Here is a 22,404-nt window from a genome sequence, read left to right on the forward strand (position 1 = left end):
GGGGCCGTCGGGGCCGGGCAGCCGTCGGGGCGCGGACGCTCCCCGGCGAGTTCGGGCGCGCCCCGCTGCAGGATGCCACACTGGGCGCCATGGACGAACGTGTAATCGGCAGGTCGGGACAGTGGGCATCGGTGATCGGGCTCGGCACGTGGCAGCTGGGCGCCGACTGGGGCGACGTGGACGACAAGGAGGCGCTGTCCGTCCTGGAGACCGCGGCCGAGGCGGGCGTCACCTTCTTCGACACGGCCGACGTGTACGGCGACGGACGCAGCGAGGAGACCATCGCCTCCTTCCTGCGCGGCCGGCCCGACCTGCATGTCCTGGTGGCGACCAAGATGGGCCGCCGGGTCGAGCAGATCCCCGAGAACTACGTCCTGGACAACTTCCGCACCTGGAACGACCGCTCCCGCCGCAACCTCGGCGTCGACCGCATCGACCTGGTCCAGCTGCACTGCCCGCCGACGCCCGTCTACTCCTTTGACGCGGTGTTCGACGCCCTGGACACCCTGGTCGAGGAGGAGCGCGTCGCGGCCTACGGGGTGAGCGTGGAGACCTGCGCCGAAGCCCTGACCGCGATCGCCCGGCCGAACGTGGCGAGCGTGCAGATCATTCTCAACCCGTTCCGCATGAAGCCCCTGTACGAGGTGCTCCCCGCCGCCCGCGAGGCCGGCGTCGGCATCATCGCGCGCGTGCCCCTCGCCTCCGGCCTGCTGTCCGGCAAGTACACCAAGGACACGGTGTTCGCGGCCGACGACCACCGCACCTACAACCGGCACGGCGAGGCCTTCGACCAGGGCGAGACCTTCTCCGGCGTCGACTACGAGACCGGTGTCGAGGCCGCCGCCGAGTTCGCCGCGCTCGCTCCCGAGGGCTACACCCCGGCCCAGCTGGCGCTGCGCTGGATCATCGAGCAGGACGGCGTGACCACGGTGATCCCGGGCGCCCGCAAACCGGAGCAGGCCCGGGCGAACGCGGCCGCCGCCAAGCTGCCGCCGCTGCCGGAGGAGACGTTCGCCGCGATCCGCGAGCTGTACGAGCGGCGGATCAGGGAAAAGGTCGAACACCGGTGGTAGGCACTCCCGTACCCACCGTTTGAACGAACGGCCGGGCGGATACACGACACCGCATGACGGAGGAAGGACGGCGCAGGGGGCGCGACGAGACCGAGGAGGAGCGGGCCGACCGGATGTGGGGCGATCTCATCCAGGAGGTCCGCGTCGCCCAGACGGGCGTGCAGATCCTGTTCGGCTTCCTGCTGACCGTCGTCTTCCAGCCGAAGTACGCCACGCTGCCCCACGCCGACCAGGTCATCTACATCGTGACCGTCGTCCTGGGGGCCTGCACCACCGGGGCCCTCATCGGGCCGGTCTCCCTGCACCGGCTGGTCTCCGGCCGCCAGGTCAAGCCGCGGGCGGTGCGGCTGGCGTCCCGGATGACCCTGGTGGGCCTGGTCATGCTGCTCGTCACCATGACATCGGCGCTGCTGCTGATCCTCCGGGTGGCCACGCACGGCACCTATGTGCCGCTCCTGGTGTCAGTGGTCGTCGCCTGGTACCTGCTGTGGTGGTTCGGCCTGCCCCTGTGGGCCCGCCGCCGGCACACGTCCCCGTCCGGCGACGGGGGCGCGCGCCCGCCCGGATCCCCGGCTAGGGGCGGACGTACGGCCGGGTCATGATCTCCATGTTGTGCCCGGCCGGGTCGGCGAAGTAGGCGCCGCGGCCCCCGAAGAGCCGGTTGATCCGCCCGGGCTCGCCGTGGTGCGGGTCGGCGTAGTAGGTGACGCCGAGCGCCTCCAGGCGGGCGATCATGCCGTCGAACTGCTCGTCGGGCACGAGGAACGCGTAGTGCTGCGGCTGGATCGGCCCGTCGCGCTTCTCGTAGTAGTCGAGCGTCACGCCGCCCCCGAGGTCGACGGGCAGGAACGGCCCGAACGGGGCGCCCACTTCCAGGCCCAGGACGGCGGCGAGGAATTCCGCCGACAGCCGCCGGTCCGTGGCGAGGACGGCGGTGTGGTCGAGCCGGACGGCGGTCGTGGGGGCGTGCTGCGCGGTGGGCTGGACGGTCTGCATGGGCTTCATGGGTGTCTCCGGGTCTCGAGGTCCGTGGGAAGGGCGGGCGCCCACGCGGGCGCCGGGCAGGAGCACTCGGAGACGGCGGCGGGCCTCTGGCCCGCCTCGCGCTCACGCCGGGGCCGGGAACCTCACTCGTGCGTGGCCCATGGCCGACCCGGCAGTCACCCGGATGACTTTACTGATCATCATCGGGCCGGGCAACGGCCCGATGATGATCAGCCCGCGGAGAGGATCTCGGCCAACAGCGCGTCGACGGGGACGCGTTCCCGACCCGGCGGCACGATCCGGTGGGTCTGCCGCAGGAACGCGGCGACCGCGGGCGCCCAGGCGAACACCACCGCGTGCTGCCGGCCGCCGTCCGGGCGGACGTCCCCGAGGAACTCCATGCGCAGCTCGTGCCACGCACCGGTCGAGGCCGGCCGCAGCCGTACGTCCCCCACGCCGACGGGCCGCGCCAGACCTTCCAGGAGCATCTCCCGGTCCAGCCGCCAGCAGGCCAGCACCCGGCCGTCGTGGCCGAAGACGGCGGTGACGGCGAAGGGGTCGTCGGCGTGGTAACTGAGATGGGCCAGCACGGGGCACCGGCCGGTGCCTTCCGAGCGGAGCTCCACCACCAGGGTCTTGTGCACGAACGCGGTCACGCGAGGGCCTCCCGGCGACGATCGGCTCAGGGCTCTCTAGTACCCCCGTGACGGCCGGGATGCTCAACCCTGCGACGGATTCCCGCCGGCTCCGCGCGGCCAGGCAGCTGCCGATGGCCCGCTGGAGTTCCTCCAGGCGCCGGACGATGTCGACGCATTGACCACACTTTGCCGGGCCGTCAGCCGAAGGCCTCCCGCAGCGCGGGCAGCAGGGTCTTCGCCGACCAGTCCAGGTACTCCGCCTGAGCGTCGCCGCCGATCTGCACGAGCGCGATCTCCCCGAACCCGGCCTCGGCGTACGGCCGTACGGCCTCGACGAAGGCGTCGGGGTCGTCGCCGCACGGGACGGAGGCGGCGACGTCGTCCTCGTCCACGAACCGCGTCGCGGACTCGAAGGAGTCGGGGTGCGGCAGTTCGGCGTTCACCTTCCAGCCCAGCCCGAACCAGCGGAACTGGGAGTGGGCGCGCTTGACCGCCGTGTCCCGGTCGGGGTCGTAGCACACCGGCAGCTGGCCGACCCGGGGTTTGCCGCTGCCGCCGTGCCGGTCGAAGGCCTCCAGCAGCCCCCGCTCCGGTTCGGTGGCGATGACCAGGTCGGCGAGGTGCCCGGCGAGCTCGCACGACTGGTCGCCGGAGACGGCGATCCCGATCGGCGGGGGCTCCTCCGGCAGATCCCACAGCCGGGCCGAGTCCACGTCGTAGTGCGGCCCGTGGTGGGTGACATGGCCGCCCTCGAACAGGGCGCGGATGATCCCCACGGCCTCCTCGAGCATCTCGTGGCGCACGTCCACCGGAGGCCAGCCGGCGCCCACGACATGCTCGTTCAGGTTCTCGCCGGCGCCCAGCCCGAGCCGGAACCTGCCCTGGGACAGCAGCTGCACGGTGGCCGCCTTCTGCGCCACGATCGCCGGGTGGTAGCGCAGGATGGGGCAGGTCACATAGGTCATCAGCGGAATCCGCGAGGTGGCCTGGGCGGCGGCGCCCAGCACGCTCCACGCGTACGAGGAGTGGCCCTGCGAGCGCAGCCACGGAAAGTAGTGGTCGGAGATCACCGAGAAGTCGAACCCGGTCTCCTCGGCCCGGACGACGTGGTCCACGAGGTCCCGGGGGCCTGCCTGCTCGGTCATCATCGTGTATCCGATTTGCACCATACGTGGCGAGTCCCCGAGGTGGCGGCCGGAAAACGGACCGCGGCGCCGGTCAGCCCCGCGGCAACCGGAACGTCTGCAGGAACGTCCTCAGCGCCAGCCGGTTCACGGCGTCGTTCCAGGTAGCGGCAGGGGTCTTGAACCGCAGGGAGAAGGCGTCGCCGCGGCCGGTCAGAAAGCCGCGCCCGAAGGTGTGCACCCGCGCGTCCCCCGTCCCGGCCAGCCACTCCAGGTCGGCGGCCCGGTACCCCTCGTACGTGGTGGCCCGCACGGTGCCGATGCGCTGGTAGCCGGGGAGACGCTGCAGGCCGGGTTCGACATCCTCCTGCCAGACGGCCACGGGATCCGGGCCGACGTGCTCGCTGTGCGTGACGGCGAGGGTGGGGGAGGTGCCGTCCCGGCCGAAGGTGACGCGGTAGGCGCCGGTGACGCGGGAGGTCGTCAGCCGCTTCCAGCCGGCCGGCAGGGCGACGGAGAAGCCCTCCGGGGCGGTGTAGCGGTGATAGCCGGCCGGCAGGACGGCTGAGGCACTCGCAGTCGGCGTGGGGGAGGAGGGCGCGGTGCCCGCGGTGCTCCTGCCGGGCGGACCGGCCGAGGTGGCGGGGTGGGCCGGTGCCTGCGCGCCGCCGGCGCCCGGCCCCTGGTGGGTCGCGGCCAGGACGGCGGCGGCGACGGTGACCACGGCCAGGGCGGTACCGGCCGCCAGGAGCCATCTGCCCGGCTCCCGCCCGGCGAGGCGGACACCGGCGTACGCGCCGCGCAGCCGGGGCACGGGGGCCGGTTCCCGGTCGGCGTCGGCGTCCTCGTCGAGGGTCCGGATCAGGGCCTCCCTGACCACCGGCCGGGTCAGCCGCTCCCGCGAGTTCTTCCGCAGCAGCCCCTGCACGGCCTGGGTGAGCGGGCCCGTGCGCAGCGGGGTGCGCAGCGGCAGCCGGTCCACGGCCTTCAGCGTGGCGTCGGGCCGGCCGCGGTCGCGGAACGGCGGCCGGCCCTCCACCATCGTGTACAGCAGTGCACCCAGCGCCCACAGGTCGGCGGCCGGTCCGATGCGCTCGTCGCGGGCCTGCTCGGGCGAGGCGTACGACGGTGCCGTGAGCCGTGGCACCAGGGTCGCGCCGGCCAGCCCGAACCCGGTGACGACGACCGGCCCGCTGTCCCGCACGAAGACCTGGCCGGGGCTCAGCTCGCCGTGGGTGATGCCCCCGTCGTGGGCGGCCTGCAGCACATCGAGCAGTTCCAGGCCGACCCGGGCCGCCCGCGCGACGTTGAACCCGCCCTCGCGGCCGAGGAGTTCGCCGAGGGGTGTGCCGTCGATCCACTCGGTGACCGTCCACAGGGTGCCGGCCTCCACCACGGCGTCGACGACCGTGGCGACCTGGCCGGGGCACAGCAGCCGCATGGTCTCCGAGGTCCGCACGACACGGGCCGTGACCCGGCGCGCGGTGTCGTCACCGGCGGGCTCCGGCAGCGTGGTCTGGGCCACCAGCCGGGGCTGCTCCGCCGCCACGTCCTCGGCGTACCACCACAGACGGTTGGTCTCGCGGGCGAAGACCTCCAGGAGCCGGTATCGTCCGGCGACCAACTCGTGTGCGGAGACGTGCGCCTTGGTCATGGTCATCCCTCGCTGAAACCCCTGTTTCGTGTCCTACAGGGGTACGCGGGGCGTGCGGGGGTGCGTTCAAAGAATCGCGAGTCCGGTGCCGTTCCTGCCTTTCATTCAATTCTTCGAAAGGGCTTGCGAGTTTGGGATGGCCGCACCCGGGGGTCGTTCGACCTGCGGGTAACCGAGGGTAAATACCCGGGTGCGGCCCTGGTTCACAGCAGCCCGAACCGCTCGGCCCAGCCGGTCAGTTCCCGTGGAGCCGTGTTGCCGCCGCACACCACGAGTCCGATCCGGGCGCCGTCGCCGACCCGGGCCGCGACCTGCCGGGCCGCAGGCAGCAGGCAGCCCGCGGCCGGCTCGGCCCACACCTTGGCGTGGTCGGCGAGGTCCAGCGAGCCCTGCACCGCGTCCCGGTCCGGCACTACGAGCACCTCCTCGACCAGCGCGGAGACATGGTCGTACGTCAGCTGGGACACGGAGGGCGCGCTGAGCGTGGTGACCAGGGACGACAGGGCCACCGGCACCGGTCCGCCCGCCCTCAGCGCACCCGACATGGCCTCGGCGCCCTCGGTCTCCACGCCCCAGACGCGCACCCCGGGACGCCGGGCGGCGAGGGCCGCCGCGACCCCGGCGATCAGCCCCCCACCGCCGATGCTGACCACGACGTCCGTCAGGTCGTCCGCCGCGTCCTCGGCCAATTCCAGCCCGACCGTGCCCTGTCCGGCGATCACCACCGGGTCGTCGAACGGGTGGACCAGGGTCAGCCCCTCGTCCCTGAGCCGCGTCACCAGCGCGAAGGCGCTGTCCATGCCGTCGGTCAGCCGCAGCTGCGCCCCCGCCCGCTCGGCGAGGGCGACGGAACGCGCGGGCGCGGTACGGGGCATGACCACGGTGGCCTTCACATCGAGGGCCGCGGCCATCACCGCGAGGGCGATCCCGTGGTTGCCGCCGCTGACGGCGACCACGCCGGCCGCTCGCTCGGCCTCGCTCAGCGACAGCAGCTTCGCCGTCGCCCCGCGGGCCTTGAACGAACCGGTGCGCTGGAGCAGTTCGAGCTTGGCGGTGACCGGGACGCCGAGCAGCTCGCTCAGGCCCGGACTCGGCACGGTCGGCGTCCGCACGACGTGCCCGGCGATCCGCTCCGCCGTGGCTTCGATCTCCTTGATGCCGATCAAGGTGCTTCACCCTTCCGGCGCGGGGGTGTTGGGCCGCGCCGTTCGCACCCTGACCCGTGCGGACTCCCGGGGTCAACACGGATTCACCGCACGGCCGGGATCACAGCTGACGGTCCACCAGGTGATCGAGGAGCCGCAGGAGCTGCCCGGCGGCTTCGGCGGCCAGCGGTGCCTTCGCGAGCAGCGCCCGGGCGGCGGTCGTGTGGGCACGGGCCTCGGCCAGCGCCGCCGTACGCCCACCCCCGGCCTCGATCAGCGCGGCGGCCTCCGCGGCCCGCCCCGGAGAGCCGAGCAGTCCGGGCAGCCCGCGGGCCGCCGGGGAGCCCAGCGCGGCCAGCACCGGATACGTCTTCTTGCCCTGCCGCAGATCGCCGCCCACGGGTTTGCCGGTGACGGCCGGGTCGCCCCAGATGCCCAGCACGTCGTCGACCAGCTGGAAGGCGACGCCGAGATGCCGTCCGGCCCGGTCCAGCACGCCCGCCGTGGCCTCGCCCGCCCCGCCGAGGACGGCGCCCAGCGCGGCGGCACAGCCCAGCAGCGCGCCGGTCTTGCCCTCCGCCATCGACCGGTACTCCTCGGGTGTGACCCGCTCCGGACCGGTCCAGGGCCGGGTGGCGAACAGCAGGTCGTCGGCCTGCCCGCGGACCAGGTCGGCGAGAGCCGCCGACAGCAGCCGTACGGTGCCGGCGCCCTGCGGCGCGGTCGCGAGGGTCTCCACCGCCAGCGCGAACAGGGCGTCCCCGGCGAGCACCGCCGGGCCCGTGCCGTACGCCTTCCACACGGCGGGGCGGCGGCGCCGGGTCGCGTCGCCGTCCATGATGTCGTCGTGCAGCAGCGAGAAGGCGTGCACCAGCTCCACCGCGACCGCGGCCGGTACACCGGCCCGCCCGTCGGCGCCCGCCGCCTCGGCACCGAGCACCGCCAGCGCCTGCCGTACACCCTTGCCGCCGGTTGCGGCGGCGGGCGCCCCGCCGACCTCGCACCAGCCGAAGGAGTACCCGGCCATCTCGGCCACCCACGGATGCAGCCGGTCCACCGCCCCGCGCAGCGCCGGATCCGCCAACCCGCGGCAGCGGGCCAGGACTTCGGTCGCCGAGGGCGGCGCCTGTACGGTGGTCACCGGGCGACCTCCGCGGCCTCGAGGCCGAACTCCTCCTGGGCCCGGGCCACCATCTCCCGGGCGTGCTTGAGCCCACTGCGCTCCAGCGTCCGTGCCAGGTCGGCGAGTTCGGCGGCGGTCTCGGCGCGGTCCCGGCCCAACTGCGCCAGCGACTTGGCCAGGCCCAGCCGGGCCAGCGCCTCGCCGCGCGGCTCGCTCATCGCGCGGAACTCCTCCAGCGCCAGCTCGTACAGATCCCGCGCCTCGGTGTAACGCCCGGCCCGGTACAGGACGTTGCCACGCATCTTGTGGTTGTAGGCGAGCGCGCTGGAGAGGTTCATCGCCCGGCAGCCGGCCTCCGCGGTCGACAGCAGCTCCAGCGCCCCCTCGGTGTCCTTGTCGCGCACCGAGAGGATGTCGGCGAGTCCGCGCAGCGCCCAGGCGTGCCCGCGCCGGTCCTCCGCCCGCTCTGCTATCCGTGCCGCCTCCTCGAACAGCGCGTACGCCCGGTCGTGGTCCCCGGTGTTGCGGTGCATCTGCGCGATGCCCTCCAGCGCCCACACCGTGTGCCGGGCCTCGCCGCGCCGGCGTGCCTCGGCCAGCAGTTGCTCGTGCAGCCGGCCGACGGCCGCGTAGTCGCCCTGGATACGGCCGGTCTCGGCGAGACCGGCCAGTGAGTAGCCCCGGCAGACGATGTCGCCGCCGCGCTCACCGAGTTCGGCCGCGAGCCCCAGCAGCCGCCAGGCCAGCGGGAAGGCCCCGCGCTGCCGGGCGAGGGTGCCGCCGCTCCACAGCGCCCACGCCATCGCGGCGGTGTCGCCGGCCGCGCGGGCGGCGCGGTAACTCGCCTTCCAGGCCCGGTCCGCGTCCGCCGTGTGGCCGAGCCGCCGGTGCGCCTCGGCGACGGCGAGCCCGCAGCGGGCCGCCTCGGCGCTGCGCCCGGACCGCTCGGCCTCGCGCAGCTTCTCGGTGCCCTGCGCCAGCACATCGACCAGCGAGGAGTTCACGGACAGGGTGGTCAGGGCGCCCTGGTACTCCGGGGCGAAAGCCTTGCCGTACATGCGTGCCTTTCTATACACGACGTGTATACATCACGTGTATACATAACATGTATAGATCACGTGTATACGTCGCGTGTATAGGATCTCGGAAATTCGCCCCGGCCCAGGGGACCGGGGCGTGTCGGTCTGTTGTCGATCAAGACGCGGGTACGGCGACGGGGGTTGCCCGGGCGGCGCGGATCACCCTGTGAAGGTTCAGTGCTGCTGGGACTTCTGCGGGGTCAGCTCGCTCGGACGCACCACCACGAAGCCCTCGCCCTGGAGCATCAGCTGCACCGCCTCGCCGGAACCGCCGCGCAGCATCGAGCCTATGGACTGGGAGCGGTGCAGCGAGGTCTGCAGGTGTGCCGTCCAGCCGACGACCGCGTCCGTGTCGACATGTACCGGGGACTGCGCGGAGACCGGGATGACCAGCGGGTTGCCCTCGCAGACCAGCCCGAGCCGGCCCTGCCCGCTGAACACGCTGTTGAACAGGCCGCCGCCGGCGATGCCCGACCCCTTCACCGTCTTGATGTCGTACGACAGCGAGGCGTCGAAACACAGCACGTTGCGGCCGTTGACCGTGAACTGGTCGCCGGGCTCGACCTCGACGATGAAGCAGTTCTGCGCCTCGTGCGCGAACCAGGCCTCGCCCTGCCCGCGCACCGCCATGAGGGGCAGCCCCTCACCGGTGACCGCACGCTTCAGCATGCCGCCGACGCCCTGCCCCTTGCGCTCGAACCTGAGGCCGCCGCGATAGGCGATCATTGCGCCCTGGCGGGCGTACATCTCGCCGTTCACCGCGTACTTGATGCACTTCGCGTTCTCGACGGACATTCCCGGCTGCATGGCCGGCTGCACCACGTGCTCACTGGAAAAGAGGTCACCCTTCATGCGGGGCATGGTGTCCCGGAGGGTGTCATTCCGCCAAGATAACGCAAAGTGCCCGCTCAGCCACCGACCCCGTACGGGGTTTGATGCGACGTCGGTCACATTCCGGCCTTGGAACCTGGGGGATTGAGTCGACGTCTCCACAGCCGGCACACAGTCGGTCAGTAAGTGATCGCTCTATGGCACGCATTCGTAAAGGATTGCCATAGAAGGTCGCGAAATGGATCATTCCGTCTTTACGTGGACATGACTGATCCGCAAGGGTTACGCCTTGGGGCCCGACCAGTCCCCGTGACGCGGAACAGCGTCATGTCTCAAGGCAGTTGGTGACCCCGGCTGCCTCAGAACGAAGGAACCCTGATCCTTGCGTAGACCTCACATACGCAGTGTCGCCGTCGCCATCGCGGTGACGACCGCTGCCACGGGTCTGGCCGGTACGGCTTTCGCGGGTCCCTCCACGGGGGCGGAGCGGTCCTCGGCGGCCGCCACCACGGACGCCACCGGGGTGGTCGAGGCGGCGCGCAGCGCGGCCTTCGCCCACGCCTCGGCGACCGGCGTCTCCCAGGGCGACGAACTGCACGCGCAGGACGTGATGCTCGACCCCGAGGGCGCCCGGCACGTCCGCTTCGTCCGCACGCACGACGGGATGCCCGTGCTCGGCGGCGACCTCGTCGTCCACCTCGACCACAAGCTGGCCTACGCCGGCGTGACCCGCGCCGCCGGTCACGCCGTCAAGCCGGCCACCACCAAGGCCAAGCTGACCGCGGACCAGGCCGCCGCCAAGGCCGCCCAGGCCGCCAAGGGCGACGCGGGCACCCCCCAGCTGGTCGTCGACGCGCGCGGCGGCTCCTCCGCCCTCGCCTACCAGGTGACCGTCACCGACCAGAGCGGCACCAACACCGTCGTCGTCGACGCCGTCACCGGCAAGGTGCGCAGCAACACGCCCGACAGCGACGAGTTCCTGTCGCCGAAGCTGCTGCAGAACCTGCGCAAGCACGGCGAGACCATCGACCCGGCCACCGGCATCGGCTCCGCCTCCCCGGAGGCCGGCCTGCTCGGCTCCGGCGTCGCCGGCGCCGCGGCGAGCTACCCGTCGGCCGCCAAGGGCACCGGCAAGACCCTGTTCGTGGGCAGCGTCGGCCTGACCACCACGCAGACCTCGCGCGGCCACTACCAGCTCAAGGACCCGAGCCGGTACGGCACCGAGACGCGCGACGCCAAGGGCAGGACCACCGAGAAGTTCAGCACGGGCACGGCGTTCACCAACACGACCAACGTGTGGGGCAACGGCACCACCAGCAACCGGGCCAGCGCCGCCGCGGACGCCCAGTACGGCATCACCAAGACCCTGGACTTCTACAAGGCCACCTTCGGGCGCAAGGGCATAGCCAACAACAGCAAGGCCGCCCAGGGCATGGTCCACTGGGGCAACAAGGTCGCCAACGCCTTCTGGGACCCGACCTGCAACTGCATGCTGTACGGCGACGGCGACGGCCAGATGTTCAAGAAGCCGCTCGTCGTCCTCGACGTCACCGGCCACGAGCTGACGCACGGTGTCGTGGACGCGACCGCGAAGCTGGAGCCGACCTACGTCGACTCCGACGGCAACCAGTACGGTGAGCCCGGCGCGCTGAACGAGTCGCTCGCGGACATCTTCGGCTCCAACGTCGAGTTCTCCGCCAACAACCCGAAGGACACGCCGGACTACCTGATCGGCGAGAAGCTGGGCCTCGCCCAGAAGTTCCTGCGGCGCCTCGACCACCCGTCGCTCGACAAGCTCGAGGGCACGATCGACTACTGGTCGCCGGACACCTACTACACCGAGGTGCACGCCGGGTCCGGTGTCTCCTCGCACGCCTACTACCTCCTCGCGGAGGGCAGCGGCAGCAAGACGATCAACGGGGTCAAGTACTACTCGCCGACCTACGACCACTCCACGGTCAAGGGCATCGGCCGTACCAAGGCCACCGCGATCTTCTACCGTGCGCTCACCCGCTACATGGTCTCCACGACCTCCTTCCACGACGCGCGCGTCGCGACGCTGAAGGCGGCCAAGGACCTGTACGGCGCGAACAGCACCGAGTACAAGACGGTGGACAAGGCGTGGGCCGCGGTCAACGTCACCGCCGCCAACACGCCGGCCGCCGGTCACTGACGCGGCCGCCGCACCACCGGATGCCCCGCCTCGCGCGGGGCATCCGCATGTCCGGAGGCATCCCGGACCGCCTCGACCGCCGCCCGGATTCCCGGCCATGAGCGCGCCCCTCCCACGCCGGGCACCGGTACGGGCCCTGTCCGGCACTCACCGTACGGCGGCGCAACCGGCCGGGACGCCGACCGCGCCGCGACCGTCGGCCCGCCGCGCGACCACCCACGGACGGCCCCCCGCCCGCCGGCTTCGTTCCCGGCTACCCCGTGCTACCGCTCGCCCCCGGCGGGCGGCGGCCCATGCCCACGCCATCGCGGCGTAGCCGGCGACCTGCACCGTCCGGACCGCGAACCCACCGAGGTGCGCGTCCCCGGCGTCGGCGGGACGATGACCTGCGTGGGATACGCAGGCATGTCCCGCACGCACCGCACGGTCCGCATGCGAGCCGGCGGGTCCGTCACGCCGCGGGACCTCGTCCGATGACCGGCCGGTCCGGAGGCGTCCGCCGCGTCGCCGCCGTCCTGCTCACGGCCGTCGTCTGCCAGCCCGCACCCGCCCGGTCGGCCCCTTTGCCCGCGTCCGCCGAGCGGGCCTCCGGGGTCGTCACCTGGGCGGCGAGCGCCGACCGCCTGGGCGAGGGCACCGCCGGAGAGGACTACCGGCTGATCGTGCACACCAGCGTCGGCGGCGACGATCCGCGCGTCCGCCTGAGCAACGCCTTCGGCGACCGGCCGCTGACCGTGGACAGCGTCTACGCCGGAGTGCGCGGCGAGGGAGCCGCCCTGCGGCCGGGCAGCAACCGGCGGCTGACCTTCGGCGGCGGTCGTACGGTGACCGTTCCGGCGGGCGCCGCCGCCTGGAGCGATCCGCTGCCCGGCCGGCTGCGCGCCGGCACCGATCTGGTCGTCAGCCTGCACACCCCGGCCGCGGTGGGACCGGCCACCGGCCACTGGCTGGCGCTGCAGACCTCGTACACCGGCCGGGGCGACCACACCGCCGAGGAGAGCGGCACCGACTGGACGCGGACCACCCGCTCCTGGTGGTACCTCGACGCCGTGTCCGTACGGCCGTCCCGCCGCGCCACCGGAGCCGTGGTCGCGCTCGGCGACTCCATCACCGACGGCCGGCACTCCACCATGGACCGGAACCGACGCTGGCCCGACTACCTGGCCCGGCGCCTCAACACAGCGCACGCGGCCGTCCGGGGCGTCGCCGACGAGGGCATCTCGGGCAACCGGGTGCTCGCCGACGGCATCGGACAGAGCGCCCTGCACCGGCTGGACCGGGACGTGCTGTCCCTGCCCGGTGTGCGCACCGTCTTCGTCTTCGAGGGGGTGAACGACCTCAGGGTGCACCCGGGAGTCACCGCGCAGGACCTGATCGCCGGCTACCGGAAGATCGCCGAGCGGGTGCACGCGGCGGGGAAGTGCGTGGTCGCCGCCACGATCGGCCCCTTCCAGGGCCGGCCGGAGTGGGACCCGGCCGCCGAGGCCGTACGCCGTCGCGTGAACCGATTCCTCCGTACCAGCGCGGAGTTCGACGCGACCGCCGACTTCGACCGCACCCTGCGCAGCCCCCACGACTCCGCACGGCTGCGACCGGTCCTCGACGGCGGCGACCACCTCCACCCCGATGACAAGGGCATGCGGAGGCTGGCCGACGTCCTCGACCTCCGCAGCCTGGACTGCACCCGCCGACCGGGGTTCCGGCCGGCTCACCCCGCCCCGGTCGGCTCCGGCGCGATCAGGCCCCGGCGGTAGGCGACCGCCACCGCCTCCGTACGGCTCGCGGCGCCCAGCTTGGCCAGGATGTTGGAGACGTGCACACTCGCCGTCTTGCCGCTGATGAACAGCTCCTCGCCGATCTGCCGGTTGCTGCGGCCCCGCGCGAGGAGCCGCAGTACGTCCTGCTCCCGGGCGGTCAGCGGCGCGGCACCGGCCGTGCCGGTCGCGGTGACGGCGGTGAGACGGCCCCGGCGGGTCAGCGCGTCGATCCGCTCCAGCAGCGGTGCCGCACCCAGCGTGGCCGCCGTCGCCCTCGCCGCACGCGCCTGCTCCGCCGCCTCCGTGCGCCGCTCGACGGACAGCAGCGCCTCCGCGTACCGCACCCGGCAGCGCGCCTGCTCGTACACGTCGCCGTACGCGAACGCGGAGACCGCCTTCTCCCAGGCCGCCGGATCCGGGCCGGAGGCGGCCGTCGTCCACTCCGCCTCGGCGCGGGCCAGCCAGGCCTGGCCCTCCGGGCCCTGCGGACGGCCCTCCTCGTCCCCCGCGGCCGAGGCCCGCGCCTGCTCCACCAGCTCGGTCGCGGTGTCCGCCCAGCGGCGCAGCGCCGGCGCGTCCCCGGCACGCCGCAGGTGCACGGTCCGGTCGGCGACCGCCGTGAGGCAGAGCGCGGCCAGCCGGACGGTGACGTCGGGCCGCCGCCCCGAGACGTCGCCCAGCGCGGCGAGCGTCGCCCGCATCCGCTCAACGGCCGCCTCCGGGGCGCCGCGCAGCGCGGCCGCGTCGGTGAGGGCGATACCGGCCACCAGGGTGCCCATCCAGTTGAACGGCCCCTCCAGCAAGGCCTCGGCCCGCTCGAGGGCCCCGGCGTCGCCCCGCGCGACCGCCACGTACAGCGCGGGACCCGCCGCGAAGGCACCCGTGGCGGGCAGCTGGGCCTCGGCCTCGGCCGCCGCGCCGAGGCACGCGTCCCACCGGCCGAGCGTGTACAGCGCCAGCAGCTGGAGGTACCGCATCTCCAGCGGATACGGCGAGGACAGCAGCCCGGTCCGGCGGGCCCGCTCCAGCGCCTCGGCCAGCAGGGGCAGGCAGGCCTCCGGATCACCGGCTTCCAGACGGCTGATGGCCTGGTTGAACAGCGCGCGCATCTCCACCGGACCGTGCCCGGCGGACCGCGCCAGCTCCCGGGCCCGCCGCAGTCTGTCCCGGCCTTCGTCGGAGCGCCGGCCGCCGCCTTCGAGATTGGCCAGGGAGATCAGCAGGTCGGCCTGGGCGTCGGCCATGCCCAGCTCCTCGGCGACGCGCAGGGCGCGGTGGGCGATGCTCAGGGCTGTCTCGTCCGCGCCGAGGTGACGGGCCGCCATGACGTGGGTGGCCGCCGCCCACACCCAGGTCCGCGAGGGCGGCTCGGCGGGGATGAGCGCCAGTGCCTCGCTGCTGTACCGGAAGGCGGCCTGCAGCCGGTCCACGTGGAGCAGGTTGCCGGCCAGGGTGTAGCGGATCCGGGCGGCGAGCGCGGAGTCGGCGTCCTCGCCGACCTCGGCGAGCGCGGCCCGCGTCAGGGAGACCGCTCGATGGGAGTCGCCGGCCTGCGCGGCCGCGGCGGAGGCCCGCAGGGTCAGTGTGACGGGCGCGATCCCGTCGGCGCACGGCCGTTCCCCGGCCGGCACCGACGACCACAGGTCCAGGGCCGTCTCCAGATGCCGCAACTCCTCGGCCGGCGCGCCCAGCCGCCGGGCGTGGTCGGCCGCCTCCAGACAGGCGGTGAGCGCCCCCGGCAGGTCGTGGCTCTCGCGGGCGTGGTGGGCGCGCTCGGCGGCGGTCTCCGGGGCGCGGCCGCGGGCGGCGAGCAGCCGGGCGTACGCCCCGTGCAGCCGGGACCGCTCGCCGGGCAGCAGGTCGGCGTAGACCGCCTCGCGGGTGAGGGCGTGCCGGAAGGCGTAGGTGTCGCCGTCCCCGGGCACGAGCAGCTGCCGTCCGACGGCCTCGCGCAGCGCCGCCTCCAGCTCGTCCTCGGGGAGCCCGGCCGCCTCGCGCAGCAGGTCGTGCTCCACCCGGCGACCGGCCACTGCGGCGGTGCGCAGCACCTGCTGGGCGGTCTCGGCCAGCTGCTCGACCCGGATGAGCAGCAGGTCCGCGAGCCCGCTGGGCACGCCGTCGGCGTCCGGGCCGGCCGCCGCGAACAGCTCCTGCGCGTAGAACGCGTTGCCCTCCGCGCGGGCCACGATGCCGCGTACGACGGCCTCGGGCAGCGGGCGGTCCTCCAGGGCCCGCACCAGCCGCGCGACCTCCGGATCGGGCAGCGGCCGCAGCTCCAGACGCTCCACGGCCGGCAGCCGGACCAGTTCGGCGAGCAGCGGGCGCAGCGGGTGGCGGCGATGCAGATCGTCCGCCCGGTAGGAGGCGAGGACCGCGAGGCGCCGCTCCTGGCCGCCGCCCGGCCGGTGCAGCAAGCCCCGGCTGAGCAGGAAGCGCAGCAGGTCCCGGGAGGACTGGTCGGCCCAGTGCAGATCCTCCAGGACCAGCAGCAGCGGCGCCACGGCGGCCAGTTCGGCCAGCAGCCCCGCGACGTCCTCGAACAGCCGCAGCCGCCCGTCCGGGCCGCCCGCCGGGTCCGTGCCCGCGCCCAGCAGCCGGTCCACCGCCGGATGCGCGGCCAGCACCGATGAGAAGCGTGCGTCGGCGGCGAGCACGCCGAGGATCTCGGTGAACGGCAGATACGGCAGACCCACGTCGCCGAGGTCCACACAGTGCCCGGTGACCACGGTGCTCCCCGCCCGCGCCGCCCGCCCCGCGACCTCGTCCAGCAGCCGTGTCTTGCCGACCCCCGCGTCACCGGCGAGCAGCACCGCCCGCGCCGCACCGGCCCGGGCACGCTCCAGCACGCCCATGAGCCGGGCGAGTTCCTCGTCCCGCCCGATCAACGGCGGGGCACTGAAGGCGATCTGTGACACGCCCCATCCTGACACGCTGAGCGACCGAACGAGGCACCCGCAGTCGCCGTCCGCAGAGAAGCCGCCGAGCCGGCAGGTGCTCAACCCCGAAGCGTCTCCGCCCAGTTCCTCGGCACCCGCCCCGCAGGGCCCGGCACCGGCTGATCGGCGGGATGACTGTCGGGCGGGGCCAGCCCCGGACCCGAGGTGAACAACTCCTCCGCGGCGTAGTCCCAGAACCACTCCTCACCCGGTTCGAAGCTCTGGATCACCGGATGCCCCGTGGCGTGGTAATGCGCGGTGGCGTGCTTCGCGGGCGAGTCGTCGCAGCAGCCGATGTGCCCGCACTGCGCGCACCGGCGCAGATGGAACCACCAGCCGCCGGCCTCCTCGCACTCCGCACAGCCGGTGCCGCTGGGCGGGACGTTCACGTCGAACCCCTCGACTCTTCTCATACGGCTTCCTCCGCTTGCTCGATGGACGTGTCCGGGACCTCGGCGGTCAACGGCAGCAGCACCTGGAAGCGGGTGTCGCCGGGCACGGACTCCACGCGCAGGCTGCCGTGGTGCTTGTTGACGACGATCCGCCAGGAGATGTCCAGGCCCAGCCCGGTGCCCTCGCCGACCGGTTTGGTGGTGAAGAACGGGTCGAAGATCCGGTCCTTGATCTCGGGTGGGACGCCGGGCCCGGTGTCCTGGAACTCCACGAGCAGCCGCTCGTGGTCGAGCGCGGTCCGCACGGTCAGCGTGCCCGCGCCGCCCGCGCCGTTGATGGCGGACACCGCGTTGTCGATCAGGTTGGTCCACACCTGGTTCAGCTCCGCCGGATAGGCGGGCACCGGCGGGAGGGTGCGGTCGTACTCCTTCACGACCTCGATGCCTGCGCCGATCTTGCCGGAGAGCATCAGCAGGGTGCTGTCGAGGAGTTCGTGCACGTCCACCACGCGGTAGGGCGCCCGGTCCAGCTGCGAGTACTGCTTGGCCGCGTCGACGAGATGCGAGATGCGGGTGGTGGAGTCCTCGATCTCGTTCATCAACAGCTCGGTCTCGATGGTGTAGTTGAGCCAGCCGACCGCACCGGCGAGGATCTCCTCGTCCACGGCCGCCGCGACCTGTTCCAGCCAGTCGACGTCGAGTCCGGCCTGCACGAAGGTCGGCGCCACCTGCCAGGCCTGGGCGATGTCGTGGTCCTCCAGCCAGTCGGTGAGCAGGTCCTCACGGTCGGCGGCCTCCAGCGGACTGAGCACCGGAGCCTTGGCGACCCGTTCGGCGGTGCGCTCCTGGATCTCGATCAGGCTCGCCAGCGCGTCACGGGAGAAGGGGCCTTCGGCGATCACGGCGAGCTTGCGCCGCATCTTCGCGATCCGTTCGCGCAGCGTGGCCGTCGCCCGTACGGCCGCCGCAGCGGGGTTGTTGAGCTCGTGCGTGAGCCCGGCCGACAGCGAACCCAGCGCCAGCAGCCGCTCCTGCTGCCCGATCGCCGCCTGGGTGCGCTTGGACCCGAAGAACAGGCCCTCCAGCAGGTGCACGGCCATCGGGAACCACTCGGTCATGACGTCGGCGAAGATGTCCGCCGGCAGCACGAAGAACCGCGTCGGCTCCGTCACCCGCATCGAGTTGTTGTAGACCTGCGGCACCCGGTCGCCGAGGTAGGCCTGCATCGCGCCCGCGTACACGCCGCGCTGCGAGGTGCGGGTGACCTCCACGTCGTCGCCGCCGACCCGGCGGGAGAGCACCACCGTGCCCTCGATCATCACGAAGAAGCAGGTCGCCGGGTCGCCTTCGGTGTACACCGGACCGGGCTCGAACAGCTCCACCCGCCCCGCGCTGCACAACCGGCCCAGCTGCTCGGGGCTCACCTTCTCGAAGAGGAACAGCGAGCCGATCTCCTTGGGGCTGCACGGCATGATCTGCCCGCTCATGACTGCTCCTGATCGTTCATGACTGTTCCAGATACCGGTGGACGAGCATCACGGCCATGGCTCCCTCGCCGACGGCGGACGCGACCCGCTTGGCGGACTCGGCACGCGCGTCACCCGCCACGAACACGCCGGGGACGCTGGTCTCCAGGTGGTACGGCGGACGGTCCAGCTCCCAGCCGGCCGGCGGCCGCCCGTCGGCGGTCAGATCGGGCCCGGCCAGGATGAACCCGCGCTCGTCGCGCAGCACCGCGTCGCCCAGCCAGTCGGTCAGCGGGGCGGCGCCGATGAACACGAACACCCAGTGCGCGTCGACCCGTTCACTCTCCCCGGTCACGGTGTGTCGCAGCGTCAGCTGCTCCAGGCGCTCCGAGCCGTGCGCCGCGTCCACGACCGTGTGCGGGCGCACCGAGATGTTCGGCGCCTCGTTGATCTGCTGGATCAGGTAGTGTGACATCGAGGCCGACAGGTCGGGGCCGCGCACCAGCAGCGTCACCGACTTCGCGCCCCGCGACAGGTACATCGCCGCCTGACCCGCGGAGTTGGCGCCGCCGACGATGTAGATGTCCTGCCCCTGGCAGGAGGCGGCCTCGGTCAGCGCCGAGCCGTAGAACACCCCGCAGCCGGTCAGATCCATGCAGCCGGCGGCCTCCAGCTGCCGGTACTGCACGCCGGTCGCGAGGATCACGCTGTGCGCGGCGATCGCCGAGCCGTCCGCGAACCGTACGACCCGGGCGGCGCCGTTGACCTCGAGTCCCGTCACCTCACGGGTGGTCAGGATCTCCGCGCCGAACTTGGCCGCCTGCCGGCGCGCCCGCTCGGTGAGCTGGGCGCCGGAGACGCCGTCGGGGAAGCCCAGGTAGTTCTCGATCCGGGAGCTCTGCCCGGCCTGCCCGCCGGTCGCCGACCGCTCCACCAGCACGGTTCTGAGCCCCTCGGAGGCCCCGTACACGGCCGCGCCGAGCCCGGCCGGCCCGCCGCCGATCACTATGAGGTCGTAGAAGTCGGCCGTCGGCGTCGTCGCCAGCCCCACCCGCGCCGCCAGCTCGGGCGCCTCCGGCTCGACCAGGGTGCCGCCGTCCGGCGTGATCACCACCGGCAGCCGCCGCCCGTCCTGCCCGGCGGCCGCCAGCAGCCGCTGCCCCTCGGGCTCCTCCACCGAGTACCAGCGGTACGGCACCTGGTTGCGGGCCAGGAACTCGCGCACGTCCGAGGACCGCGCCGACCAGCGGTGTCCGACGACCTTGGTGCTGGGCACGGGCCGGTAGCCGCTGGTGCGCCACGCCTGGAGCAGGTCGTCGAGCACCGGATAGAGCTTCTCCTCCGGCGGATCCCAGGGCTTGAGCAGATAGTGATCGAGATCGACGACGTTGATCGCGTCGATGGCGGCATTGGTGTCCGCGTACGCGGTCAGCAGCACCCGCCGCGCCCCCGGGTAGACGTCCAGCGCCTGTTCCAGGAACTCGATGCCGTTCATCTGCGGCATGCGGAAATCGGCCAGGATCACCGCCACCAGGTCGCCGCGCAGCTTCAGCTCGCGCAGCGCCTCGAGCGCGGACTCCCCGGACTCCGCACGCACGATCCGGTACGACTCGCCGTAGCGCCGCCGCAGATCGCGGGCGACGGCACGGGAGACCCCCGGGTCGTCGTCCACGGTCAGGATGACGGTCCGCGCTGTGTCGGCGGCCTGTGCCATACGTCTCCCACCCCGAGCGTTTGGTCCCACGGGTCGGTGTCGTGGGGACCACCGCACCGGTTCGCAGCCATCGTATGTTCGATCGGGCGGGTTCGCTTCGGATGGGGCGACGACCCTGATCGGGCCCGGTGCTCCCCGGACAGCGGAACTCGTTGCCCGGTGCCCGATAGTGGGCACCAGCACCACGAGGGCGGCGACGAGGAGGCCACGCATGACACGCCCGATCACGGCAGGGGTGGACGACAGTCAGGAGAGCCTGGCCGCGCTGGACTGGGCGGGCCGGGAGGCCGTACGCCGTGGGCTGCCGCTGCGCGTGGTGCACGCCTGGCGGTACGCGCAGTCGCTCACCACCGCCGACCGGGACACCCAGCACGGATGGGTGTCGGAGGGCGTGGCGGAGGCCGTGCGGGCCGTCTCCGGGCGGCATCGGGCGCTCGAGGTGAGTGTCGACGTGGTCGAGGGCGAGGCCGTACACGAGCTGGCCCGTGCCGCGGCGGAGGCGGAGATGCTGGTCCTGGGCTCGCGCGGGCACGGGCCCGTCCTCGGGTTCCTGCTGGGCTCGGTCGGCCAGCAGGTGATCGCGGAGGCGAGCCGGCCGGTGGTCCTGGTGCGGGCCGGGGACCAGCCGGCGGCCGAGGCCGCGGGGCGGGACGTCGTCGTCGGCCAGCACGGCGACCCCGAGGACAGCGCGGAGACCCTGCGGTTCGCGTTCGAGACGGCGGCGGCCCGCGGCGCGGCCGTACGGGCCGTACGGGCGTGGACCCTGCCACCGGTCTTCGCCTACAGCCCCGGCTCGCTCAGGCTCCTCGACGACGCGGGCGGTCTCGAACCCTACGAGCGGCAGGCGCTGGCCGACGCGCTCAGGCCCTGGCGGGAGCGGTTCCCGGAGGTGCCCGTGGCCGAACAGGTCGAGATGGGCAGCGCGGGCCAGGTGCTGCTCTCGGCAGCCGGCCGGGCCCAGCTGATGGTCGTCGGGCGCCGGGCGCACCGTACGGCCGTGGGCGCCCGGATCGGTTCGGTCGCGCACGGGATGCTGCACCACGCCGAATGCCCGGTCGCCGTGGTCCCGCACGAGTGAGCTACTCGGCCTCGGCCGGCTCCAGGGTGGCCCGCGCCCTCGGCAGGACGTTCTCGATGTAGTCCTGCACGGCCGTGTCGAGGCCTATGTCGTGCTGGGCGCGCTCGGACAGGTACCAGCGGTGTTCCAGGAGTTCGTGGTAGATCTCGGCCGGGTCCATGGCACCGCGCAGCTGAAGCGGTACGGCCCGCACGGTGGGCCGGAACACGTCCCGCACCCACCGGTGGGCCAGGACCTCCGGGCGGGCGGCGAGCGGATCGCCGGGCGCGTAGTCGTCCTGGGTGGCCATCCAGCTCTCCAGGTCGTTCAGCAGCCGCCGCGCCTGGTTCTCCTCGGCGTCCAGGCCGGTCAGCCGCAGCAGCTGGCGCTGGTGGTGGCCCGCGTCGACCACCTTCGGCACGAAGGTGACCGTGTCGCCGTTGGAGGAGTGCTCGATCTGCATCTCGGCCACGTCGAAGCCCAGCTCGTTCAGCCGCCGGATCCGGCGTTCGATGTAGTGGTACTTGCCTGCCGGGTACACCGAGGTGCGGGTCAGTTCCTGCCACAGGCCCTGGTACCGGGTGCAGATCTCGTGCCCGAACTCCACCGGGTCGACGGACGGGTGCAGCGCCCCGGACGCCTCCAGGTCCAGCAGCTCGCCGCTGATGTTCACCCGGGCCAGGTCCAGGTCGTACTCCCGCTGCCCGGGGCTGAGCCGGGGGTGCAGGTCGCCCGTCTCGGCGTCGACCAGATAGGCGGCGTAGGCGCCCGCGTCCCGCCGGAAGAGCGTGTTGGACAGCGAGCAGTCGCCCCACGCGAACCCGGCCAGGTGCAGCCGCACCAGCAGCACGGCGAGGGCGTCCATCAGACGGTGCATGGTCGCCGGGCGCATGGTCGTCTCGAACATCGAGCGGTACGGCTGCGAGCCGCGCAGATGCCGGGTCACCAGCACCGGCTCCAGCGGGGCGCCGTCGCGGTCGGTGCGGCCGGTGATCACCGCGAGCGGGTCGACGGCGGGGATGCCCAGCCGGTCCAGGTCGCGCAGCAGCTCGTACTCGCGCAGCGCGGGCCGCTCGGCCAGCTCCTTCACGGCGATCACCTCGTCACCGGCGTGCGCGTACCGCACGACGTGCCGGGAGATGCCCCTCGGCAGCGGCACGAGGTACTCCTCGGGCCACTCCTCCAGGGGAACGTCCCAGGGCAGGGCGAGCAGGAGCGCGGGGTGCTCCGGGTTCGTGGCGCTGATCTGCAAGGCCAT

The 22,404-nt window shown here is 73.1% G+C and carries 18 protein-coding genes; 5 read left to right on the forward strand and 13 right to left on the reverse strand.

Features of this window, described 5'->3' with window-relative positions; all coding sequences use genetic code 11:
• The first annotated feature begins 89 nt into the window (after window positions 1–89).
• Together LMU33_RS37940 and LMU33_RS37945 are read left to right on the forward strand one after the other, a co-directional pair.
• A complete protein-coding gene (locus tag LMU33_RS37940; RefSeq protein ID WP_228626104.1) occupies window positions 90–1,073 on the forward strand; it encodes an aldo/keto reductase in 984 nt (327 codons plus the stop codon).
• Between the two features lie 53 nt (window positions 1,074–1,126).
• Entirely contained in the window at window positions 1,127–1,675 is a 549-nt protein-coding gene (locus tag LMU33_RS37945) for a DUF6328 family protein (RefSeq protein ID WP_228626107.1), read from the forward strand.
• Here LMU33_RS37945 and LMU33_RS37950 read toward each other — a convergent pair.
• The 8 genes from LMU33_RS37950 to LMU33_RS37985 form a co-directional block, all read right to left on the reverse strand.
• A complete protein-coding gene (locus LMU33_RS37950; protein ID WP_228626219.1) occupies window positions 1,647–2,069 on the reverse strand; it encodes a VOC family protein in 423 nt (140 codons plus the stop codon). The genes LMU33_RS37945 and LMU33_RS37950 overlap by 29 nt on opposite strands.
• 218 nt (window positions 2,070–2,287) lie before the next feature.
• Window positions 2,288–2,713, reverse strand: a complete 426-nt coding sequence (locus tag LMU33_RS37955) for an SsgA family sporulation/cell division regulator (protein ID WP_228626109.1) — start codon at window positions 2,711–2,713, stop codon at window positions 2,288–2,290.
• Window positions 2,714–2,892: 179 nt separating this feature from the next.
• Complete coding sequence (locus tag LMU33_RS37960; protein ID WP_228626112.1) at window positions 2,893–3,864, reverse strand: LLM class F420-dependent oxidoreductase; 972 nt, start codon at window positions 3,862–3,864, stop codon at window positions 2,893–2,895.
• 49 nt (window positions 3,865–3,913) lie between these two features.
• Window positions 3,914–5,479 (reverse strand): serine/threonine protein kinase, encoded by a 1,566-nt coding sequence (locus LMU33_RS37965; protein WP_228626115.1) that lies wholly within the window; start codon window positions 5,477–5,479, stop codon window positions 3,914–3,916.
• 197 nt (window positions 5,480–5,676) lie between these two features.
• Window positions 5,677–6,639, reverse strand: coding sequence for a threonine/serine dehydratase family protein (locus tag LMU33_RS37970; RefSeq protein WP_228626118.1), 963 nt, complete (start codon window positions 6,637–6,639; stop codon window positions 5,677–5,679).
• Between the two features lie 100 nt (window positions 6,640–6,739).
• Window positions 6,740–7,759, reverse strand: coding sequence for a polyprenyl synthetase family protein (locus LMU33_RS37975; RefSeq protein WP_228626120.1), 1,020 nt, complete (start codon window positions 7,757–7,759; stop codon window positions 6,740–6,742).
• Window positions 7,756–8,799 (reverse strand): tetratricopeptide repeat protein, encoded by a 1,044-nt coding sequence (locus tag LMU33_RS37980; protein ID WP_228626122.1) that lies wholly within the window; start codon window positions 8,797–8,799, stop codon window positions 7,756–7,758. The genes LMU33_RS37975 and LMU33_RS37980 overlap by 4 nt, the downstream gene beginning before the upstream one ends.
• A gap of 195 nt (window positions 8,800–8,994) precedes the next feature.
• Window positions 8,995–9,672 (reverse strand): AIM24 family protein, encoded by a 678-nt coding sequence (locus LMU33_RS37985; protein WP_228626124.1) that lies wholly within the window; start codon window positions 9,670–9,672, stop codon window positions 8,995–8,997.
• 361 nt (window positions 9,673–10,033) lie between these two features.
• Here LMU33_RS37985 and LMU33_RS37990 point away from each other — a divergent pair, with 361 nt between their 5' ends.
• Both LMU33_RS37990 and LMU33_RS37995 read left to right on the forward strand, forming a co-directional pair.
• The gene (locus tag LMU33_RS37990; RefSeq protein WP_228626126.1) at window positions 10,034–11,824 is read left to right on the forward strand and encodes a M4 family metallopeptidase; all 1,791 of its coding nucleotides are present in this window, start codon (window positions 10,034–10,036) and stop codon (window positions 11,822–11,824) included.
• A 473-nt stretch (window positions 11,825–12,297) separates the two neighbouring features.
• The gene (locus tag LMU33_RS37995) at window positions 12,298–13,578 is read left to right on the forward strand and encodes an SGNH/GDSL hydrolase family protein (protein WP_228626129.1); all 1,281 of its coding nucleotides are present in this window, start codon (window positions 12,298–12,300) and stop codon (window positions 13,576–13,578) included.
• Here the strand turns inward: LMU33_RS37995 and LMU33_RS38000 are convergent.
• From LMU33_RS38000 to LMU33_RS38015, 4 genes are all read right to left on the reverse strand, one after another.
• Window positions 13,533–16,496, reverse strand: coding sequence for a helix-turn-helix transcriptional regulator (locus LMU33_RS38000; RefSeq protein ID WP_228626132.1), 2,964 nt, complete (start codon window positions 16,494–16,496; stop codon window positions 13,533–13,535). The genes LMU33_RS37995 and LMU33_RS38000 overlap by 46 nt on opposite strands.
• Before the next feature lie 80 nt (window positions 16,497–16,576).
• Entirely contained in the window at window positions 16,577–16,930 is a 354-nt protein-coding gene (locus tag LMU33_RS38005; RefSeq protein ID WP_228626135.1) for a UBP-type zinc finger domain-containing protein, read from the reverse strand.
• Entirely contained in the window at window positions 16,927–18,396 is a 1,470-nt protein-coding gene (locus LMU33_RS38010; RefSeq protein ID WP_228626138.1) for an ATP-binding protein, read from the reverse strand. The genes LMU33_RS38005 and LMU33_RS38010 overlap by 4 nt, the downstream gene beginning before the upstream one ends.
• Window positions 18,397–18,412: 16 nt before the next feature.
• Entirely contained in the window at window positions 18,413–20,089 is a 1,677-nt protein-coding gene (locus LMU33_RS38015; RefSeq protein WP_228626141.1) for an NAD(P)/FAD-dependent oxidoreductase, read from the reverse strand.
• A 211-nt stretch (window positions 20,090–20,300) separates the two neighbouring features.
• On the opposite strand from LMU33_RS38015, the gene LMU33_RS38020 reads away from it, so the two are divergent.
• The gene (locus tag LMU33_RS38020) at window positions 20,301–21,167 is read left to right on the forward strand and encodes a universal stress protein (RefSeq protein WP_228626144.1); all 867 of its coding nucleotides are present in this window, start codon (window positions 20,301–20,303) and stop codon (window positions 21,165–21,167) included.
• A gap of 1 nt (window position 21,168) precedes the next feature.
• Here LMU33_RS38020 and LMU33_RS38025 read toward each other — a convergent pair whose 3' ends face one another.
• On the reverse strand, window positions 21,169–22,404 hold the full coding sequence (locus tag LMU33_RS38025; RefSeq protein ID WP_228626147.1) for a DUF4032 domain-containing protein: 1,236 nt from the start codon (window positions 22,402–22,404) through the stop codon (window positions 21,169–21,171).

Source organism: Streptomyces barringtoniae, assembly GCF_020819595.1.
Lineage (GTDB): Bacteria > Actinomycetota > Actinomycetes > Streptomycetales > Streptomycetaceae > Streptomyces > Streptomyces barringtoniae.

What these genes read in the sequence shown, in the direction of transcription:
- LMU33_RS37945 (WP_228626107.1), top strand. Translation starts at nt 1,127, where the DNA reads ATGACGGAGGAAGGACGGCGCAGGGGGCGCGACGAGACCGAGGAGGAG.
- LMU33_RS37995 (WP_228626129.1), top strand. Translation starts at nt 12,298, where the DNA reads ATGACCGGCCGGTCCGGAGGCGTCCGCCGCGTCGCCGCCGTCCTGCTC.
- LMU33_RS37940 (WP_228626104.1), top strand. Translation starts at nt 90, where the DNA reads ATGGACGAACGTGTAATCGGCAGGTCGGGACAGTGGGCATCGGTGATC.
- LMU33_RS37980 (WP_228626122.1), bottom strand. Translation starts at nt 8,799, where the DNA reads ATGTACGGCAAGGCTTTCGCCCCGGAGTACCAGGGCGCCCTGACCACC.
- LMU33_RS37950 (WP_228626219.1), bottom strand. Translation starts at nt 2,069, where the DNA reads ATGCAGACCGTCCAGCCCACCGCGCAGCACGCCCCCACGACCGCCGTC.
- LMU33_RS38020 (WP_228626144.1), top strand. Translation starts at nt 20,301, where the DNA reads ATGACACGCCCGATCACGGCAGGGGTGGACGACAGTCAGGAGAGCCTG.
- LMU33_RS37965 (WP_228626115.1), bottom strand. Translation starts at nt 5,479, where the DNA reads ATGACCATGACCAAGGCGCACGTCTCCGCACACGAGTTGGTCGCCGGA.
- LMU33_RS38025 (WP_228626147.1), bottom strand. Translation starts at nt 22,404, where the DNA reads ATGGCCTTGCAGATCAGCGCCACGAACCCGGAGCACCCCGCGCTCCTG.
- LMU33_RS38010 (WP_228626138.1), bottom strand. Translation starts at nt 18,396, where the DNA reads ATGAGCGGGCAGATCATGCCGTGCAGCCCCAAGGAGATCGGCTCGCTG.
- LMU33_RS37960 (WP_228626112.1), bottom strand. Translation starts at nt 3,864, where the DNA reads ATGGTGCAAATCGGATACACGATGATGACCGAGCAGGCAGGCCCCCGG.
- LMU33_RS38005 (WP_228626135.1), bottom strand. Translation starts at nt 16,930, where the DNA reads ATGAGAAGAGTCGAGGGGTTCGACGTGAACGTCCCGCCCAGCGGCACC.
- LMU33_RS37985 (WP_228626124.1), bottom strand. Translation starts at nt 9,672, where the DNA reads ATGAAGGGTGACCTCTTTTCCAGTGAGCACGTGGTGCAGCCGGCCATG.
- LMU33_RS38015 (WP_228626141.1), bottom strand. Translation starts at nt 20,089, where the DNA reads ATGGCACAGGCCGCCGACACAGCGCGGACCGTCATCCTGACCGTGGAC.